Origin of the sequence: Streptomyces coeruleorubidus, assembly GCF_028885415.1 — a bacterium.
Lineage (GTDB): Bacteria > Actinomycetota > Actinomycetes > Streptomycetales > Streptomycetaceae > Streptomyces > Streptomyces coeruleorubidus_A.
This window is the reverse complement of sequence record NZ_CP118527.1, coordinates 3,370,430-3,389,242: the sequence shown is the minus strand read 5'-3', so window position 1 is coordinate 3,389,242 and position 18,813 is coordinate 3,370,430. Positions and strand designations below refer to the sequence as shown.

Sequence of the window (18,813 nt, the reverse complement as noted above, 5' to 3'; positions counted from 1 at the left end):
GACCTACTCCGAAGGGTGCGACCCATGCGTCCCCTGGCCGCGCAGCGCGCCACGCTCACCGCCCTCACCGCCCTCGCCCCCGTCTCCTGGGGCACCACCTACGCCGTCACCACCGAGTTCCTCCCGCCCGACCGCCCCCTGTTCACGGGCCTCGTGCGCGCCCTGCCCGCGGGCCTGCTCCTGCTCACCCTCGCCCGGGTGCTGCCGCGCGGTGCCTGGTGGTGGAAGTCGGTGGTGCTCGGCGCGCTGAACATCGGCGCCTTCTTCCCGCTGCTGTTCCTCTCCGCGTACCGGCTGCCCGGCGGCATGGCGGCGGTCGTCGGCTCGGTCGGCCCGCTGTTCGTGGTCGGCCTCTCGGCCCTGCTGCTGGGGCAGCGGCCGACGACGCGCACGCTGCTCACCGGGATCGCGGCCGCGTTCGGCGTCAGCCTGGTCGTGCTCCAGGCGGCCGGGGCGCTGGACGCGCTGGGCGTGCTGGCGGCCCTCGCCTCCACCGCGTCCATGTCCACCGGCACCGTGCTCACCAAGCGGTGGGGGCGCCCCGAGGGCGTCGGCCCGCTGGCCCTCACCGGCTGGCAGCTGACCGCGGGCGGCCTGCTCATCGCGCCCCTCGCCGTCCTCGTCGAGGGCGCGCCGCCCGCGCTGGACGGCCGGGCGGTCGGCGGCTACCTCTACCTCGCCGTCGCGAACACGGCGATCGCCTACTGGCTCTGGTTCCGCGGCATCGGCCGCCTCACCGCCACCCAGGTCACCTTCCTCGGCCCGCTCTCCCCGCTGACCGCGGCCGTCGTCGGCTGGGCGGCACTCGGACAGGCGCTGACGCCGGTGCAGCTGGCGGGCATGGCGCTGGCGTTCGGAGCGACGGTGGCGGGGCAGATCGCGCCGCGGGGCAAGGGGCCTGCCGGTACGCGAACGTTCAGTTCCTCTGGAAAGCCCGCCCCAAAGGATTCGAAGGTCACGCTCGTCAAGGTCGGTTGACAAGAAACCGAGGGGCGCCCGGCACTGCGCCGGGCGCCCCTCGTCGCCGTACGGTCGGCTACTGCGCCGCCGCGTCCGCCCGCTGGGCCCGCAGCGCGCGCTCCACGCCCGCCCGGGACTCCGAGACCAGCCGCCGCAGGGCCGCGTTCGGCTCGGCGGAGGCCAGCCAGGCGTCCGTCTTGTCCAGGGTCTCCTGGGAGACCTGGACCGTCGGGTAGAGGCCGACGGCGATCTGCTGGGCCATCTCGTGGGAGCGGGACTCCCAGATGTCCTTGACCACCTCGAAGTAGCGGTCCGCGTACGGGGCGAGCAGCTCGCGCTGGTCGGTCTGGACGAAGCCGGCGATGACCGCCTCCTGCACGGCGTTCGGCAGCTTGTCGGAGTCGACGACCGACGCCCACGCCTCCGCCTTGGCCTCCGGGGTCGGGCGGGCCGCGCGGGCCGTGGCGGCGTGACGCTCACCGGCGGCCGTACGGTCACGGTCGTACTCGCCCGCGATCTCCGTCTCGTCGAACCGGCCCACCGCCGCGAGCCGCTGTACGAACGCCCAGCGCAGCTCCGTGTCGACGACCAGGCCCTCGATCGTCTGCGAACCCTCCAGCAGGGCGTCCAGCAGGTCGAGCTGCTCGGGCGTGCGGGCCGTCGCGGCGAACGCGCGCGCCCACGCCAGCTGGTGGTCGCTGCCCGGCGCCGCCGCCCGCAGGTGGGCCAGCGTCGCGTCGGTCCAGCGGGCCAGCAGCGCCTCGCGGGCGGCCGGGTCGGCGTACAGGTCGACCGCCAGCTTCACCTGGCGCTGCAGCGACTGCACGACGCCGATGTCGGACTCCTTGCCGATGCCGGACAGCACCAGCGAGAGGTAGTCGCGGGCCGCCAGCTCGGCGTCGCGGGTCATGTCCCAGGCCGACGCCCAGGACAGGGCGCGGGGGAGGGAGGACTCGAAATCACCGAGGTGTTCCGTCACGAAGGCCAGGGACTGCTCGTCCAGGCGGACCTTCGCGTACGACAGGTCGTCGTCGTTGAGCAGGACCACGGCCGGGCGGCGCATGCCCACCAGCTGCGGCACGGGCGTCAGCTCGCCGTCCACGTCCAGCTCGATCCGCTCGTCCCGGACCAGCTTGCCGCTGTCGTCATCGAGTTCGTACAGGCCGACGGCGATCCGGTGCGGGCGCAGCATCGGCTCGCCCTTCGCGCCGGCCGGCAGGGCCGGGGCCTCCTGGCGGATGGCGAAGGAGGTGATGACACCGTTCGCGTCCGTCTCGATCTCCGGGCGCAGGATGTTGATGCCGGCCGCCTGGAGCCACTTCTCCGACCACGTCTTCAGATCGCGGCCGGAGGTCTCCTCCAGGGCGCCCAGCAGGTCCGACAGGCGCGTGTTGCCGTAGGCGTGGCGCTTGAAGTAGGCCTGCACGCCCCGGAAGAACTCGTCCATGCCGACGTAGGCGACGAGCTGCTTCAGGACGCTGGCGCCCTTGGCGTACGTGATGCCGTCGAAGTTGACCAGGACGTCGTCCAGGTCCCGGATCTCGGCCATGATCGGGTGCGTGGACGGCAACTGGTCCTGCCGGTAGGCCCAGGTCTTCATGGAGTTGGCGAAAGTGGTCCACGCGTGCGGCCACCGGCTCCCGGGCGCGTGCGCCTGGCAGGCGATGGAGGTGTACGTGGCGAACGACTCGTTCAGCCACAGGTCGTTCCACCACTCCATGGTGACCAGGTCGCCGAACCACATGTGGGCCAGCTCGTGCAGGATGGTCTCCGCGCGCACCTCGTACGCCGCGTCCGTCACCTTGGACCGGAAGACGTACTGGTCGCGGATCGTCACCGCGCCGGCGTTCTCCATCGCGCCCGCGTTGAACTCCGGCACGAACAGCTGGTCGTACTTCTTGAACGGGTACGCGTAGTCGAACTTCTCCTGGAACCACTCGAAGCCCTGCCGGGTCACCTCGAAGATGGCGTCCGAGTCGAGGTACTCGGCGAGCGAGGGGCGGCAGTAGATGCCGAGCGGGACGGACTGGCCGTCCTTCTCGTACACGCTGTGCACCGAGTGGTACGGGCCGACGATGAGCGCCGTGATGTACGTCGAGATGCGCGGCGTCGGCTCGAACGCCCAGACGCTGTCCTGGGGTTCGGGGGTGGGCGAGTTGGAGATGACGGTCCAGCCCTCCGGCGCCTTCACGGTGAACTGGAAGGTCGCCTTCAGGTCGGGCTGCTCGAAGCTCGCGAACACCCGGCGGGCGTCCGGCACCTCGAACTGGGTGTAGAGGTAGGCCTGGTCGTCGACCGGGTCGACGAAACGGTGCAGGCCCTCACCGGTGTTGGTGTACGCGCAGTCGGCGACCACCCGGAGGATGTTGCGGCCCTCCAGCAGGCCGCGCAGGGCGATCCGGGAGTCCGCGAAGACCTCGGCGGGGTCCAGGGAGTCCCCGTTGAGGGTCACCTCGTGCACGGCCGGGGCCACCAGGTCGATGAACGACTCCGCCCCGTTCTCCGCGACGTCGAAGCGCACCGTGGTCACGGACCGGTAGGTGCCGCCCTCCTGCGCGCCGGAGAGGTCGAGTTCGATCTCGTACGAGTCAACGGCGAGCAGCTTCGCCCGCTGCTGCGCCTCCTCGCGGGTCAGGTTTGTGCCAGGCACGCGGTCATCTCCTCGGTATGGGTGGGTTGCGCCATCTTTCCACGGCAGCTTCGCATCAGGCGACGACCTGGGCGTCTCCTAGGGATACCCCTCGCCCGGCGAGGGACCGGGCGAACTCGCGCACCGCCGCCGTCTCCCCGTACCGGTGCCACACGAGGCCGAGCGCCGAGTCGGGCACGCCCTCCACCGGTACGAACACCACGTCCTCGCGCCGGCCGTGGCCGCAGCCCTGGCCCTCGCCCTGCCGCCGCTGCCGCCCGAACGCCCCGTCAGGCTCGGCACCTTCCCGGCCCTGCTGCGCACGCCGGGTGTGTCCCGCGGCCTGCTGGCGACAGCGCTGCTGGTCACCGGCCACTTCGCGGCGTACACCTACGTCCGCCCGGTCCTGGAACGCGTCCCCGGCCTGGGCGCGGGAACGATCAGCGCCCTGCTCCTCTGCTACGGCGCGGCCGGAGTCGCCGGCACCTTCGCGGGCGGATGGCTGGCGGCCCGCGACCCACGCCGGGCCCTGCTGGTCATCGCGGCCGGGCTGGGCACGGTCGTCCCGCTGCTGATCCCGGCGGCGGGCTCACTGGCCGCCTCGACGCTGCTGCTCGTCGTCTGGGGCCTGGTCTACGGGGGCGTCTCGGTCTCCACCCAGAGCCGGCTGTCGGCCGCCGCGCCGAGGGCCCGCGAGGCGGGGTCGGCGCTCTTCGCGGGTGTCTTCAACACGGGCATCGCGCTGGGCGCGTTCACCGGGGGCCGCGCGGCCGACGCACTGGGCCCGACGGCCGTGCTCTGCGTGGGCGGCGGCCTGGGACTCCTGGTCCTGCCGGTGGCCGTGCGGGCCGGGCGGCCGGGGGCAGGGGCAACACGACGTCCGGATCCCGCCGGTCCGCAGGGCCCCGGCGAGCAAACCTGATGAACATGACGACGACGTACATCGCACAGCCCATCGCCCCGCGCGTCCTGAAGGAACTCCGCACGACGGACGACGCGGGCCGCCCCATGGACCCCGTCACCGACACCGAGGGCGGCGCGCCCCTCCGCTGCTGCCTGGGCCGCAGCGGGCCGGGCGACCGCATCGCCCTGGTCTCGTACGCCCCGCTACGCCGCTGGGCGGCAGAAAAGGGCGTCGACCCCGGCGCGTACGACGAAGTGGGCCCGGTCTTCATCCACGCCGACGACTGCCCGGGCCCGGACGCCGACGCCGGCATCCCCTTCACCAACGCCCACCGCACGGTCCGCCGCTACTCCGCCGAGGGCCGCATCGTGGGCGGTCGGCTGGTCGAGGAGTCGGCAGGTTTCGAGCAGGCCTTCATGGAAGCGTTCGACGACCCGGCCGTGGCGCTCGTCCACGTCCGGGCCGTCGAGTACGGGTGTTTCCTCTACGAGGTACGCAGGGACCCTGCGGACACCCCCTAGCCCTTCAGCTCGGCCGCCACCAGTTCCGCGATCTGGACCGCGTTCAGCGCGGCGCCCTTGCGGAGGTTGTCGTTGGAGACGAACAGGGCCAGGCCGTTGTCCACCGTCTCGTCGCGGCGGATGCGGCCGACGTAGGACGGGTCCTTGCCGGCGGCCTGGAGGGGGGTGGGGATGTCGGAGAGCTCGACGCCCGGGGCGTCCTTCAGCAGCTCCGTCGCGCGCTCCGGGGAGATCGGGCGGGCGAAGCGGGCGTTGACCTGGAGGGAGTGGCCGGAGAAGACCGGGACGCGCACGCAGGTGCCGGAGACCTTCAGCCCGGGGATCTCCAGGATCTTGCGGGACTCGTTGCGGAGCTTCTGCTCCTCGTCGGTCTCGTTCAGACCGTCGTCGACGATGTTGCCCGCGAGCGGCAGCACGTTGAAGGCGATGGGACGCTTGTAGACGCCCGGCTCGGGGAAGTCGACCGCCTCGCCGTCGTGCGTGAGCTTGTCCGCCTCGGCGACGACCTTCTGCGTCTGGCCGTGCAGCTCGGCGACGCCCGCGAGGCCGGAGCCGGAGACCGCCTGGTACGTGGCGACGACCAGGGCTTCCAGGCCCGCCTCCGCGTGCAGCGGACGGAGCACCGGCATCGCGGCCATCGTCGTGCAGTTCGGGTTGGCGATGATGCCCTTGGGGCGGTTCGCGATCGCGTGCGGGTTCACCTCGGAGACGACCAGCGGGACCTCCGGGTGCTTGCGCCACGCGGAGGAGTTGTCGATCACCACGGCGCCCTGGGAGGCGACCTTCTCGGCCAGCGCCTTGGACGTGGCACCGCCCGCGGAGAACAGCACGATGTCCAGGCCGGTGTAGTCGGCGGTCGCCGCATCCTCCACCGTCACGCCGTCCAGCTGAGAGCCCGCCGAGCGGGCCGAGGCGAACAGACGCAGCTCCGTGATCGGGAAGTTCCGTTCCTTGAGGATCCTGCGCATGACCGTGCCCACCTGTCCGGTGGCTCCGACGATTCCGACCCTCACGGTGACTCCCTCTCCTGCGTCTCTTCACGTGCTCGTTGCTTGGCCGAGGCTTTTCCATCATGCGGCCGACCACGGCCCGCCTGTCCACTTCTTTCCCCGGTCTGCCCGGGGAGTGGGACGACGTGTCCCGTTCCATGGTTGCGGACATCCGGCGCCCACCCCCGCTGAGCTGGAGAAATTCGTTCGCCGGGGGGTATACGCCGCAAGGTCGCCTGCCCCTGTTGCTCTCGGCCACACGGGAGTGTGACGTACGCCTCTGTCGCCCCGCTGGAAAAAGGACCGAACGTTCCGGGCGGTGCCGGCGTCGTAGGAGAAACACGGTGAGGGGGGTGGCTTGTGCTGCTGCGCGGAAGGGCCCGGCGCGACCGGGACGCGCCCGCCGGTACCGGCGACGATCCGCTGGACGCGGCACAGGAGCGCCGGGTGCGGGCGGTGCTCGCGCTGGGCGGGGTGCCGCAGGCGGACCTGCCGGACGGGGTACAGCAGGTACGCCTGCGGTTGCTGGAGCGGGCCGCGAGCGGCCGGGAGGCGCCGCGGGACGTATCGGCGTGGGCGGCGGTGGTCGCCTCCAACCTGGCCATGGACTGGCACCGGGCCAAGCGCCGCCAGGAGCGCCTCGGGGAGCGGCTGGCCGCCCTGCGGCAGTCGGCGCATCCCTCCGGGGAGGACACCAGCGTGCTGTCCGTCGCCGTCGCCCAGGGCCTGGACGAGCTGCCCGACGCCCAGCGGCAGGTCGTCGTGCTGCGTTTCTACGCCGACCTGCCGGTCCGGTCCATCGCCGAGCAGCTCGGCGTCCCGGAGGGCACGGTCAAGAGCAGGCTGCACACGGCGGTACGGGCTCTGCGCGCCCGCCTGCACGAGGACGAGGTGGTGTGACGTGACCGCCCGGAACGACGACGACCGGCGCGACGCCGACTACGACGGCATGGACGCACTGATGGCAGCGCTCCTCGACGAACCGCTGCCGGAGGGGGCCCGGCGGGACGCGTCCTTCATGGCAGCCCATCGAGCGGCTGCCGCGGACGTGACACTGCTGCGGCAACAGCTGCTGCTGATCGGGGAGACGCTGGCGCACGACCCCGGGGCGGAGGCTGGGGCAGCCGACGCCGGGCCGGTGGCTGGGGCGCGGGCGCGGGTGGAAGGCGGGGATGCGGCGGGGCGGACCTCCGCTGCCGACTCGACAGTGAGGGCGTCCGCGCCGGTCGCTGAGGTGCAGGCCCGGGTGGAAGACGGGGGTCCGGCCGGGCGAAACCTCGCCGAGGGGGCGGCAGACGGCTCGCCGCCCGCGCATGCCGGCGGGCCGGGGACGACGGCCCTCGACCCGACGGTGCGTGCGCTGCCCGTGCGGTTCCAGGGAGAGGGGGCGCGGGACGAGCAGGAAACGGGGCGCGAACCCGGCCGGCCGGTTGACCAGACGCGGCCTGCCTTGCCGGGCAGTGGCGACCGGCGCTCCGGAGCGGGTGTGGCCACGCCGGCCGTGCGGCGCGGTCGGACGCGGCCCCTGGTCGTGGCACTGCGGGGGCTCGCCGCGGCTGTGGCCGCCGGCGTCGTGGTGGGCTTGGGCTGGCTCGTCGTGCAGAGCGGTTACGGGTCGGGGGAGGACACAGCGGGCAGCTCGGCCGCCGACAGCGCGGCCGGTCCGCAGCACGGCGACCAGGAATCCGGGCTCGGCCACGCCGGGTACCTCGCCTGCGCCCGGCTCGTGGCCGAGGGCACCGTCGCCGAGGTCGAACCGGTCCCCGGCACCGGCCAGGACCGAGTCACCCTCGACGTGGACCGCTACTACAAGCCCGCCAAGGGCCAGGACCGGATCGTCTTCCCCATGGACGAGGGCATCGGACCCCGGGCGCGGCCGGGCGACCGCGTGCTCGTCGGGATCACGCGCGGGCAGGCCCAGCCGGACCTGTGGAGCGTCGGGGAGAAGGAGATCGCCTCCGAACGGGCCTGGATCACCGCCGCCCTGCCCACGTCGGGAACCCTTCCCTGCGAGTGAGCACAAACGCCGAGGGCGGGCGTCCGTCCGGACGCCCGCCCTCCCGATGCCGTCGAACCGCTACGGCACGACCTTCTCGATCTTCACACTGCCCACGCCCGCGGCCGTCCCGCGCGCGTTGACCAGCTGGACCTCGCCGAAGAACACACGCCCCTCGGGCGCGGCCGCCGCGGCGGTGACGCTGCCCGAGACCGTCGCCGAGTCGCCCGTGCCGAGCTTCACCGGCGCCGAGCCGTCGACGGTGACGCTGCCGAGGGAGGGAGCGAAGAACACGTCCCGGTAGTCGTACTCGGTCGTGCCGGCCGGCACCGAGTAGCCGACGACCTCGACGGTGTACTTGCCGGCGGCCGGCGAGGGCACGGAGACCGACTCCTCCGAGTCACCGTCCGCGGAGCTTCCGACCAGCTTGCCGGCGGCGTCGTAGACCGCGAGGTCCAGGTCGGCGGCGGCGTCCGAGACGCCGCCGATGGCGACGTCCAGCGACTTCGCGCCCGCGGGCACCTCGACCCTGGTGGTCTGCGTCTCGCCGTGCTTGATCGACGGCCGGGTCGTCTTCGACGAGCCGAGCGAACCGCCCACCAGCTTGCCGTCGATCGCGGCGAAGCGGTTCGTCACCTTCCAGGAGGCGGCGGCCGGGGTGCCGACCTTCGCCTCGGGCACGGTCACGGTCTCCGGGTCGAAGACCGCGCCGAGCACGGCGACGTCCAGCTTGTACGGGTTGTCGAGCAGCGGCGACGTACGGCGCGACTCGACCTCGATCTCCCACACGCCGGGCTTCGGGTCCGCGTAGGAACGCAGGTCCGGGCGGCAGGTGTTGGCCGGGTTCGAGTAGTTCGGGTAGCAGTTGACCGTCGACGTCGGGTCGGCCGGGACGCCGAACGGGTGGATGGAGATGAACCGGGTCTGGCTCTTGTCCTTCAGCCCGCTCATCGCGACCTCGAGCGTCTTCGCGCCCTCGGGCACGGTGACGTAGTAGTGCCGCGAGCTGTTGCGCTGCACCGAACCGGACGCGGAGAACGTGGACTTCAGCGGCGCCGCGACCACGACCGTGTGCAGGACCTGCTTGTCGATGCCCTCGGTCTTCGGGTCGTCGACCTCCAGGATCGCGCTCTTGATGCCCGCGGACTTCGGCGCGGCCTGGACCTTGACGGTGACCGGCTTGTTCAGCGGCAGCTTCACCTCGTCGGAGCCGACGATCCGGAACGTGCCGCCCGCGTTGTTCTCGAAGTGCAGCTCGTGCCGGATCGCCTTGTCGGCGCCGGACGTACGGGTGACGGTGATCTCGTACGTCTTCTTCTGGCCGGCCTTCAGGCCGCCCTCACGGTCGTACAGGCCCGTGCCGTAGCCGGGCGTCTTGAGCTTGTCGTCCATCGCGGTGTCGACCGGCGCCTTGACCGTGTAGGCGTGCGAGGTGGCGCCGTCGCGGATCGAGTCCCAGGCGTCCTCGATGTTCATCAGGCCCGCGCCCTCCTCGTACGCCTGCACACCCTTGATGTGGTCGGCGGTCGAGGTGAGGGCCGTGCGCAGGGTCGCCGGCGTGAGCTCGATCTTCTTCTGCTCGGCGGCCGACAGCAGCAGCGCGGCGGCGCCGGCGGCCTGCGGGGAGGCCATCGAGGTGCCCTGGAGCATGCCGTAGCCGGCCGGCAGGGAGTAGCCCGCCTCGGCGACCGGCTGGCCCGGCATCCACGTCTGGATGGTGTTGATCGCGGCACCCGGGGCGACCAGGGTCGGGGTGAAACCGCCGTCCTCACGCGGGCCGCGCGAGGAGAACGGCATCAGCGCGTACTTCTTCTCCACGACCGAGCCGTAGTTGGCGGCCCAGGTCTCCTTGGAGACGGACGCGCCGACCGAGATGACCTTGTCGGCCAGGGCCGGGTCGCCGATGGTGTTGGTGCCGGGGCCGGAGTTGCCCGCGGAGATCACCAGCTGGACGCCGTAGGTGTCGATCAGGCGCGTGTACAGCTCGGCGCGCGCGTTGTTGCCGTCGTTCAGCGCCGGCAGGCCGCCGATGGACATGTTGACGATGTCGACGCCGCGCTTGGTGACGAGGTCGATCATGCCCTCGGTCAGCGCGACGTTGGTGCAGCCGCCGGACCAGGTGCAGGCGCGCGAGGAGACGAGCTTGGCGCCCGGCGCCGCGCCGTCCATCTTCCCGCCGAACAGGCCGTTCGCGGCGGTGATGCCGGCGACGTGCGTGCCGTGCTCGGACTCGATGACGCCGATGTTGACGAAGTCGGCCTTCGCGCCGGCGCCGTTGTGGACGACGTCCTTGCGGATCTCGACGACGAACGGCTGCCGCTCGGCGATGTCGGTCTTCGGGTCGTCGGTGCCGAAGTACCCGATCTGGAAGCCGTCCTTGTACGGCTTCATGGCGGTGTCGTCACCGAAGTCGTTGTTGTTGTTCAGGTCGACCCGGACCGTGCCGGCGGCCGGGTCGTACAGCACGCCCCAGGAGTCCGTGGTGTCGCCGTCGCGGTTGGCGTCACCCGCGGCGTCACCGCCGGTGGTGTACGACTCCTTGAAGGTGCTCACCCGGTACGAGCCCGAAGGCGCCGTCCAGGTCCTGCCGTCGTGCGTGAACGTGGGGCCCGAGACGGAGGTGTCCATCCGGCGCCAGGTGTTGTCGTTGTCGACGACCGGGTCCGTCGCCGTCACCCAGTCGACGATCTTCCGCTCGCCGGTCGTGGTCTTCTGGAGCGCGGGGTGGCCCAGGTCGACGCCGGAGTCCAGGATGCCGATGGTGATGCCGCGGCCGTCCGCCTTCGGGTGGTCCTCGACGAAGTCGACCGCGCCCGTCTCGAAGGACGGGTTGTACGGGTTCTCCGCGGGGGTCTTCTTCCCCGGCGCCGGGTACGTCCCCGCGGCGGCCTCGGTGCCCTTGACGGCGTCCGCGGCCGGGGTCGGGTCGTCCAGCGGGATCTCCTCGCGCAGGTCGATGCCGTGCACGGAGGAGAGCTTGGCGGCGGCGGCGATGGCCGAGTCCGCCCGGGACGTCGGGACGGTGGCGCGGACGTAGCCCAGCTTGTCGTCGGCCCGGCCCACCGAGCCGCCCTTGACCGCGTCCAGCTGACCGGCGACCTGCTCGGTCTGCCCGGGCGCGGTGGCGATCATCATGGTGACGGTCTTGTCGCCGTCGGCCTTGGCCTCCGCGAGCAGGTCCGCGTCGCCCGAACCGAGCTTGTGGTGCGCGGACTTGACGTCGGCGTCGGCCGGGGCGGACGTGCCCGGCTCGTCGGCGGCGAAGGCCAGGGGGACCGGCCCGGCCGCGGAGAGCGCGGCGACGAGACCGGCGGCCACGGCGATGCGCGCCACGCGTCTGCGGGCCGATATCGGGTCGCGCTGGGGGGTGTTGGTCATCGGCATCCCTTGTAGGTAAAGGAACGAGCGGGAGCGACCGGGACCGATCGGCCCTGGTCGCGACCGTCCGGAACGCAGGCCCGGACGATCGCACAGCTTTACGCAAGGGGAGGTTCTTTGGGGAGGGTTGACCGAATCGAAATGGATGTATGGGGAAAACCCGCGATGCGTTTTGCGGGCATGGGTCCCGAAGGCGGCGAAATCGGTTAACGTCCCGGAGTGCGACAGAAGTTGAGGGTGGCGGCCTACGCCGTATGCGTCCGTGACGGACAGATCCTGCTCGCCCGCTCACCGGCCGACGACGGCACCCCCGAGTGGGTCATGCCCGGCGGCGGCATGGAGCACGGCGAGGACCCCTACGACACCGTGCGGCGGGAGGTCGAGGAGGAGACCGGGTACCGCATCGAGGTCACCGAACTGCTCGGCGTGGACTCCTCCCACCGCACCTTCCGCGACGGCTTCGGACGTGCCGTCGACCATCACGCCGTCCGCTTCGTCTACGAGGGCCGGATCACCGGCGGCGACCTGCGCAACGAGGTGAACGGCTCGACCGACCTCGCCGCCTGGCAGGACCTGGACGCGGTGCCCGGACTGGTCCGGGTGGGGATGGTCGACATAGCCCTGCGGCTGTGGCGGGAGCGGCCGGCCACCGGACGGCTCGGCGACGTCATGGAGGGCGCTGAATAGGTTCAGTACCCCAGAAGATGAACACCGCGTGACCGACTCCCGGCCGTTCCAGGAGCGGCCGACGACGCACAGGGTAGTCCAAGATCCACGTACGGTGATCGGCGCTGCGCGTTGCCACCCCGTTTACGCGCAGGTCATTCCCAGTGCCAACGATCCAGTACGAGCGGGAAGTTCGCGTGCCGGACATCCCGCGACCACTGCCGACGCGTTCGCACTCGGGGAGAGAAGCGCATGTCGCGCACACGCTCAGTCGCCGGCTCCGGCCAGGGCATCCACCGTCGTTCCGTCCTCGCCGCCACCGGAGCGGTCGCCCTGTCCGCGGGCGTCGGCTACGCCCTGCGGCCCAGCGACAGCCAGGCCGCCACCGCCAAGGAGACCACCGAGGCCGTCGCCGCCTCCTCGCGCCAGGCACCGGCCGCGCCGCTGGCCCCGTACACCAAGGGCACGACCGTGGCGTCCGTGGCCACCCCGCGCGGCTCCGGCTACCGGCGTCTGGGCGACGGACCCGGCTGGCGGCGGGTCGTGCGCTCCGACCTGGCCGCGCCCAAGTCCGGCCGCGCCGGGCGGCGTACCGCGCTCGCGGCGTTCGTCCAGCTCACCGACCTGCACATCATCGACGCCCAGCACCCGCTGCGCCTGGAGTACCTGCGCTCGGCCGACGTGCACGCCTGGCGGCCGCACGAAGCGCTGACCGTGCAGGGCGCGATCGCGCTGGTGGAGCGGATCAACGCGCTGCGCGGCGCCCCCGTCACCGGCGCCCCGCTGCACTTCGCCATGACCACCGGCGACAACACGGACAACAACGCCAAGTCCGAGCTGGAGTGGTTCCTGAAGATCATGAGCGGCGGGCGCATCACGCCCAACACCGGTGACCCGCGCCGCTACGAGGGCGTCCAGAACAGCGGCCTCAAGCTCTACTGGCAGCCGGAAGCCCCGGTCCGCGACACCGACAAGCAGGCCGGCTTCCCGCACCTCGACGGCTTCCTCAAGGCCGCGATCCGCGAGGTGCGAAGCCCCGGCCTCAACCTGCCCTGGTACTCCACGGTCGGCAACCACGACTCCATGCCGATGGGCTGCTACGCCTCGCACGGCGACTCCTACCTCACCGAACTCGCCGTCGGCGGCAAGAAGCTGATGAACGTGTCCGCCGCCGAGGCGCAGCGGCTGCAGACCCTCATCAAGAAGGCCCGGGACCCCGAGGGCGTCCGCTACCACGACTTCCTCAAGACCCACGCCCGGGCCACGCGCTCGGTCACCCCGGACGAGAGCCGCGCACCCTTCACCCCCACCGAGTACATCCAGGCCCACCTGGACCCGGCCTACCGCGGCATCGGCCCGGCCGGCCACGGCTACTCCTCCGCCAACCTCGACACGGGCACCCAGTACTACGCCTTCCGCGTCTCCGACGACGTCATCGGCATCAGCCTGGACACCACCGACGCGGGCGGTCACTACGAGGGCTCGCTCGGCACGGCCCAGCTGAAGTGGCTCGACCGGACACTGCGGGAGAACAAGGACTCCTACGCGGTGATCTTCAGCCATCACACCAGCAAGACGATGACGAACACCCGCATCGACCCGGCCCGACCCCACGAGCGCCGGCACAACGGCCAGGAGCTCCTCGCCCTCCTCGGCGGCCACCGCAACGTGCTCGCCTGGGTGAACGGCCACATCCACAAGAACGTCATCACCCCGCACTCGATGTCCGGCGGCGGCTCCTTCTGGGAGATCTCCACGGCCTCCCACGTCGACTACCCCCAGCTCGCCCGCATCATCGAGCTGACGGACAACAAGGACGGCACGGTCTCCCTGTTCACCACGCTCGTGGAGTCCTCGGCCCCGCACCGCACGGACTTCTCCGACCTCACCCAGACCGGCCTCGCGGCCCTCTACCGCGAGCTGTCCCTCAACGCCCCCGGCGCGAGCACGACCCTCGGCGGCGACCCGGAGGACCGCAACACCGAGCTGGTGGTCAACTACCGTCGTTAAAGCGACGGGCTTGCACAACGGGCGCCACTGGCTGTGGTGCTGCGTTTGCGTCCTGCCCCTCCGGCCGACTTCGCGGTGGGGCTGGGGCCGTTGACTGGGCCCCGCGTCGCCACAACTCCCACGCGCGGGCGCGGATGTTGCGGGAGCCGTTCCGGTCCGCGTGCGCAACGACGCCGCAGGACCGGCACGCGAACCAGGCCTGGGAGACCCGGTTCGCCCTGTCGATGTGACCGCACTCGGCACAGGTACGGGAGGTGTACGCCGGATCGACGTACACCACCGGCACCCCGGCCTTGCGGGCCTTGTACGCGATGAACTGCCCCAGCTGGTGAAAGGACCAGCTGGAGTGGGTGGCCCGTTGGGGCTTCCTCAGCCGTACCCGCTCGCGGATGCCCGTGAGGTCTTCAAGGGCGATTCCCCGACCGGTGCATTCAGCCTCGGCCACCACATGCTTCGCGATCTTGTGGTTGATGTCTTTGGCCCGCCGTGCTTCCTTACGGCGGCGCTTGTTCAGCCGCCGCCTCGCAGACGGCGTGTTCTTCTTCTGGAGCTTGGTGCGCAGGCCGCGCTCGCGGACCCGGATCCGGTTGAGCTCACGCCCGGCCATGATCTCGCCGTCCGAGGTGGTGGCGATGTTCACAATGCCCAGGTCGATACCGAGGAAGTCCACCGGATCTGTGTTCGGCTCGGCCTCGGGGATTTCGCAGGTGGCGTTCAGGAACCACATGCCGTCCCGGTGCACGAGATCGGACTCGCCCCTGCGGTACAGCGCGAGCGTGGCCAGGCGACCGAGACGGCCCGCCCTCAGGTTCGCCTTCAGCGTGGCGTACGCGTCGCAGGTCTTCTTGATCGTGTGCTGGGCCGCCTGAGCGCCTAGGTTCCAACCCGACTTGACCTGCTCGTAGGTGAGCTTGCGCAGGGCGAAGTTCTTGAACTCCCCGCGTGCGAACGCGACCTCGCTCACCCAGGTGGCAGCCTCGTTGCAGGCACGCAGGGTCGCCTCCAGAGCCGCCGCCTGCACGGCCGTCGGCAGCAGCCTGACCTGCACCACCAGCTTCACGATCAGCGATCGTAGACACCCGCACGACACCCCACCACACGTTCCCCATCGCCCACCCCATCGAGTGACCCGTGCACCCTGTCCTGACGCGCCGCGAGCCCGAAGATGCGATTCCTCCCGGGGCTGAAGCCCCGGGGTTCCTCGCAAGAACAGGCTGAATCCCGCCCAACCCGCCCGGGCCGGTCAACTCCGGCCCGGCGGCTCGGGTCCCACCCCCTGACACCGCTCGACGTGACGGGGGTACGGGACATGAACAGACGCGCACGCACGATCCTGACGGCGGCGACGGCCGTGGCGCTGTCGGCGGCCCTGGCGGGCCCCGCGGTCGCGGCCCCGCCCACCGGCCACGACGCGACCCGGCAGGCGGTGCGGGCCGCGGTCGCCGAGGGCGTGCCGGGCGTGACCGTGAGAGTGCAGCGGGGACACGGGGTGTGGGCGGCCACGGCCGGCGTCGGAAACCTCAAGACGGGCGAGCCACGTTCGACGCGGGATCACTACCGCATCGGCAGCGCGTCGAAGACGTTCATCGCCACCGTCGTCCTGCAACTGGCGGCCGAGGGCGAGCTCTCGCTCGACGACACCGTGGAGAAGTGGCTGCCGGGCGTGGTGCACGGCAACGACCACGACGGCAGCCGCATCACCATCCGCCAGTTGCTCAACCACACCAGCGGCGTCTTCGACCTGCTGGCCGACGAGACCTTCCAGCGGACGTACATGCTCAAGGAGGGCTTCTTCCGGCACCGCTTCGACACGACGACGCCCCGGGACCTGGTCGCGATGGCCATGACCAACCGGCGGGACTTCGAGCCGGGCACCTCGTGGAAGTACTCCAACACCAACTACATCCTGGCCGCGATGGTGATCGAGAAGATCACGGGCCGCCCGTACGGGGAGGCGGTCGAAGCCCGCGTCATCGAACCGCTGGGGCTGACGGCCACGTCCGTCCCGCGCACCCGGACCACCGTCCCCCAGCCCAGCAGCCGCGCCTACAACAAGCTGGCGAGGACCCCGGACGGTCCGGCCTACGACGTCACGGAGTTCAGCCCCTCCTTCGCCTACTCGGGCGAGATGATCTCCGACTCGGCCGACCTGAACCGCTTCTTCTCGGCGCTGCTGCGCGGCAAGGTGCTCCCGCCGCGGCAGCTGAAGGAGATGAAGCGCATGGTTCCCACGACGAAGAAGAACGAGCGCTACGGCCTCGGCCTGCGCTCGTACGAACTGTCCTGCCACAAGACCGTCTGGGGCCACGGCGGCGACATCCACGGCTCCTCCTCCATGGCCGTCACCACCAGCGACGGCCGCCACTCCCTCGCGGTCAACTTCAACGGGGACTGGTCGGGGGAGACGAAGTCCGTCGTCGAGGCGGAGTTCTGCGGCGCGCGGTCCGGCCGCTGAGCCACTACTGAAGAACAGCTCCGAGCGACAGGGGAAACGGGGACATGAACAGACGCGCACGAACCACCCTGACGGCGGCGACGGCCGTGGCACTGTCGGCGGCCCTGGCGGGCCCCGCGGTCGCGGCCCCGCCCACCGGCGGCCACGACGCGACCCGGCAGGCGGTGCGGGCGGCGGTCGCCGACGGCGTCCCGGGCGTGACCGTCGGAGTGCAGCAGGGGCACGGCGTCTGGGCGGCCACGGCCGGAGTAGGCAACCTCAAGACGGGCAAGCCGCGTTCGACGCGGGACCACTACCGGGTCGCCAGCATCTCCAAGACGTTCGTGGCCACGGTCGTGCTGCAACTGGAGGCGGAGGGGAAGCTCTCACTCGACGACACGGTGGAGAAGTGGCTGCCGGGCGTGGTCCGGGGCAACGGCCACGACGGCCGCAAGGTCACCCTCCGCCAGCTCCTGAACCACACCAGCGGCATCTTCGACTACCTGGCGGACTCCGGTTTCCAGCGGACGTACATGACCGCGGACGGCTTCATGAAGCACCGGTTCGACGAGGCGGAGCCCGAGGAACTGCTCGCCTACGCCCTGCGCAACGAGCCGTACTTCGAGCCGGGCGCGTCCTGGGAGTACTCCAACACGAACTACGTCCTGGCCGCGCGGGTGATCGAGAAGGCCACGGGCAACGACCACGGCGACGAGATCAAGCGTCGGATCATCGACCCTCTGCACCTGACCTCCACGTCGGTCCCCGGCAACCGGACCACCCTGCCCCGGCCGAGCAGCCGCGCCTACTCCAAGCTGGCCACAACGGCCACGGGTCCGACGTACGACGTCACGGAACTGAACCCGCGCCTGGCCTACGGCTCGGGCCAGATGGTCTCGGACTCGGCCGACCTGACCCGCTTCTACTCGGCGCTCCTCAGCGGCCGGCTGCTCCCGCCCGGGCAACTGAGGAAGATGAAGAACACGGTCGACGCCAAGGACACCTACCGCTACGGCCTGGGTCTCGCGGACCGGGAACTCAGCTGCGGCGTCCACGTCTGGGGCCACGCCGGAGGCATCACCGGCGCCAACTCGATGGCGGTGACGACCGAGGACGGCCGGCACTCCCTGGCCGTCAACTTCAACGGGGACTGGTCGGGGAGCACCGGCGCGATCATCGAGGCGGAGTTCTGCGGCAAGTGATCATTCAAGAGGGGGGCCGCGGCAAGCATCCGGCGGCCCCTCCTCTCCCCTCCTGGTCCTGACCGGTCCGTCACTACCGGGGCACTACCAGGACGTACGCGGCCGGTTCGCGGTCGGCCGAGGCCATCAGGGCCGTGCGGACCACCGTCGCCTGCTGTTCCGGACAGTCGCGGAGCTTCCTGGGTGTGATGTGGACGACCGTGATGCCGAGGCGCTCCAGGTGCTCGCGTTTGCGGGCGTGCTCGGACCACAGGGCGTCGTCGTCCTGCCGGGGCGCCCGTGTGTCCAGCTCCAGCGCCACCGCATGGTCGGGCCAGTACGCGTCCAGGCCTCCGAGGTAGGGGCCGCCGGGCAGGCGCAGGTCCACGTTCCAGACCGGGTCGGGCAGGCCGTACTCGCGCACCATCCGGTACAGGCGGTCCTCCGCACGCGCCCGGCCCTCGGCCAGCAGGGACTCCACCGCGTCCACCACGTGCGGACGGCTCAGCAGCCGCGCCTGGTTCAGCTCCCGCACCACAGCCGCCGGCTCGCAGTGGGCGCCGCGCACCGCCTCCGTCATCAGCCGGCGCACGACGCCGGCGTCCGCGAGCTCGGCCACCGCGTCGGCCAGCGCGCGGGCGACCGGGGCCACCGGCAGGCCCGTGACCTGCTCGGGCGCGGGTAGCGCGGCGCTGCGGACGATGCGCGCACAGCCCGTCGAGCGCAGCCGGCGCAACCGCGGGACCAGGACGTCGATCGTGTCCAGGGCCGGCAGCGGGGGAGTGGAGGAGAAGCCGTGCAGCGTCAGGGCGGCCAGGCCGGTGATCATCGCATCCGGGTAGGCGGGGGCGTGTCCCTCGCCCGCGCGGGGCTGGGCGGGGACACCCGTGCCGCGCTCCCGTGCCGCGTACATCAGCACCGAGTGCAGCCGCTCCTCGCTGGTCGGCGGGCCCGGGTGCAGCAGGACGACGCCCGGCAGGAGCTGCTGCCAGGGTCCGCCGGGGCGGCACTGCTCGTTCGTCTCGGACGTCGTCACGCCGTGCGAGCGGAGCTGCGCGACCGTCATGACGCGGAGCCTGGCGCGGCCGGACACGTCGTGCAGGGGGCGGTGGGAGAGCGGGGTGTTGTGGGTCATGACCCGCAAT

Annotated in this window: 15 protein-coding genes; 9 read left to right on the top strand and 6 right to left on the bottom strand. The window is 71.5% G+C overall.

The genetic code is table 11. From position 1 onward, the window contains the following. Positions 1 to 24 precede the first annotated feature (24 nt). On the top strand, positions 25 to 978 hold the full coding sequence (locus PV963_RS15675) for an EamA family transporter (RefSeq protein ID WP_425540904.1): 954 nt from the start codon (positions 25 to 27) through the stop codon (positions 976 to 978). Between the two features lie 58 nt (positions 979 to 1,036). Here PV963_RS15675 and pepN read toward each other — a convergent pair whose 3' ends face one another. Together pepN and PV963_RS15665 are read right to left on the bottom strand one after the other, a co-directional pair. Beyond that, a complete protein-coding gene (pepN, locus tag PV963_RS15670; protein ID WP_274816340.1) occupies positions 1,037 to 3,610 on the bottom strand; it encodes an aminopeptidase N in 2,574 nt (857 codons plus the stop codon). Between the two features lie 55 nt (positions 3,611 to 3,665). Then, positions 3,666 to 3,812 carry a hypothetical protein gene (locus PV963_RS15665; RefSeq protein WP_425540903.1) on the bottom strand — a complete coding sequence of 49 codons (147 nt, stop codon included), beginning with the start codon at positions 3,810 to 3,812 and terminating at the stop codon, positions 3,666 to 3,668. A 15-nt stretch (positions 3,813 to 3,827) separates the two neighbouring features. On the opposite strand from PV963_RS15665, the gene PV963_RS15660 reads away from it, so the two are divergent. Next, a complete protein-coding gene (locus PV963_RS15660; RefSeq protein WP_274822304.1) occupies positions 3,828 to 4,511 on the top strand; it encodes an MFS transporter in 684 nt (227 codons plus the stop codon). A 5-nt stretch (positions 4,512 to 4,516) separates the two neighbouring features. Then, a complete protein-coding gene (locus tag PV963_RS15655; protein WP_274816339.1) occupies positions 4,517 to 5,014 on the top strand; it encodes a DUF1203 domain-containing protein in 498 nt (165 codons plus the stop codon). On the opposite strand, the gene PV963_RS15650 is transcribed toward PV963_RS15655, so the two are convergent. Further along, positions 5,011 to 6,027 (bottom strand): aspartate-semialdehyde dehydrogenase, encoded by a 1,017-nt coding sequence (locus PV963_RS15650; RefSeq protein ID WP_274816338.1) that lies wholly within the window; start codon positions 6,025 to 6,027, stop codon positions 5,011 to 5,013. The two genes, PV963_RS15655 and PV963_RS15650, sit on opposite strands and share 4 nt — an antisense overlap. Positions 6,028 to 6,366: 339 nt before the next feature. On the opposite strand from PV963_RS15650, the gene PV963_RS15645 reads away from it, so the two are divergent. After that, positions 6,367 to 6,903 carry an RNA polymerase sigma factor gene (locus tag PV963_RS15645; protein WP_274822033.1) on the top strand — a complete coding sequence of 179 codons (537 nt, stop codon included), beginning with the start codon at positions 6,367 to 6,369 and terminating at the stop codon, positions 6,901 to 6,903. A 1-nt stretch (position 6,904) separates the two neighbouring features. After that, on the top strand, positions 6,905 to 8,020 hold the full coding sequence (locus PV963_RS15640) for a hypothetical protein (protein ID WP_274816337.1): 1,116 nt from the start codon (positions 6,905 to 6,907) through the stop codon (positions 8,018 to 8,020). A gap of 60 nt (positions 8,021 to 8,080) precedes the next feature. Here the strand turns inward: PV963_RS15640 and PV963_RS15635 are convergent, their stop codons facing one another. Next, positions 8,081 to 11,377: a S8 family serine peptidase gene (locus PV963_RS15635; RefSeq protein ID WP_274816335.1), complete on the bottom strand. Its 3,297-nt coding sequence runs from the start codon at positions 11,375 to 11,377 to the stop codon at positions 8,081 to 8,083. A gap of 219 nt (positions 11,378 to 11,596) precedes the next feature. Between PV963_RS15635 and PV963_RS15630 the strand changes: the two genes are divergently transcribed. Together PV963_RS15630 and PV963_RS15625 are read left to right on the top strand one after the other, a co-directional pair. Then, entirely contained in the window at positions 11,597 to 12,064 is a 468-nt protein-coding gene (locus PV963_RS15630; protein WP_274816333.1) for an NUDIX hydrolase, read from the top strand. Positions 12,065 to 12,295: 231 nt separating this feature from the next. Continuing rightward, on the top strand, positions 12,296 to 14,053 hold the full coding sequence (locus PV963_RS15625) for a TIGR03767 family metallophosphoesterase (RefSeq protein WP_274816332.1): 1,758 nt from the start codon (positions 12,296 to 12,298) through the stop codon (positions 14,051 to 14,053). Here the strand turns inward: PV963_RS15625 and PV963_RS15620 are convergent. Then, complete coding sequence (locus PV963_RS15620; protein WP_274816330.1) at positions 14,037 to 15,113, bottom strand: RNA-guided endonuclease InsQ/TnpB family protein; 1,077 nt, start codon at positions 15,111 to 15,113, stop codon at positions 14,037 to 14,039. The genes PV963_RS15625 and PV963_RS15620 overlap by 17 nt on opposite strands. A 249-nt stretch (positions 15,114 to 15,362) precedes the next feature. On the opposite strand from PV963_RS15620, the gene PV963_RS15615 reads away from it, so the two are divergent. Both PV963_RS15615 and PV963_RS15610 read left to right on the top strand, forming a co-directional pair. Continuing rightward, positions 15,363 to 16,508: a serine hydrolase domain-containing protein gene (locus PV963_RS15615; protein WP_274816329.1), complete on the top strand. Its 1,146-nt coding sequence runs from the start codon at positions 15,363 to 15,365 to the stop codon at positions 16,506 to 16,508. Positions 16,509 to 16,552: 44 nt separating this feature from the next. Continuing rightward, a complete protein-coding gene (locus tag PV963_RS15610) occupies positions 16,553 to 17,689 on the top strand; it encodes a serine hydrolase domain-containing protein (RefSeq protein WP_274816328.1) in 1,137 nt (378 codons plus the stop codon). A 73-nt stretch (positions 17,690 to 17,762) separates the two neighbouring features. On the opposite strand, the gene PV963_RS15605 is transcribed toward PV963_RS15610, so the two are convergent. Further along, positions 17,763 to 18,803, bottom strand: coding sequence for a hypothetical protein (locus PV963_RS15605; RefSeq protein WP_274816326.1), 1,041 nt, complete (start codon positions 18,801 to 18,803; stop codon positions 17,763 to 17,765). Positions 18,804 to 18,813: the final 10 nt, after the last annotated feature.

Excerpts from the sequence above, each read along its gene's own strand:
- PV963_RS15675 (WP_425540904.1), top strand. The coding sequence starts at position 25 with ATGCGTCCCCTGGCCGCGCAGCGCGCCACGCTCACCGCCCTCACCGCC.
- PV963_RS15655 (WP_274816339.1), top strand. The coding sequence starts at position 4,517 with ATGACGACGACGTACATCGCACAGCCCATCGCCCCGCGCGTCCTGAAG.
- PV963_RS15635 (WP_274816335.1), bottom strand. The coding sequence starts at position 11,377 with ATGACCAACACCCCCCAGCGCGACCCGATATCGGCCCGCAGACGCGTG.
- PV963_RS15625 (WP_274816332.1), top strand. The coding sequence starts at position 12,296 with ATGTCGCGCACACGCTCAGTCGCCGGCTCCGGCCAGGGCATCCACCGT.
- PV963_RS15615 (WP_274816329.1), top strand. The coding sequence starts at position 15,363 with ATGAACAGACGCGCACGCACGATCCTGACGGCGGCGACGGCCGTGGCG.
- PV963_RS15610 (WP_274816328.1), top strand. The coding sequence starts at position 16,553 with ATGAACAGACGCGCACGAACCACCCTGACGGCGGCGACGGCCGTGGCA.
- PV963_RS15605 (WP_274816326.1), bottom strand. The coding sequence starts at position 18,803 with ATGACCCACAACACCCCGCTCTCCCACCGCCCCCTGCACGACGTGTCC.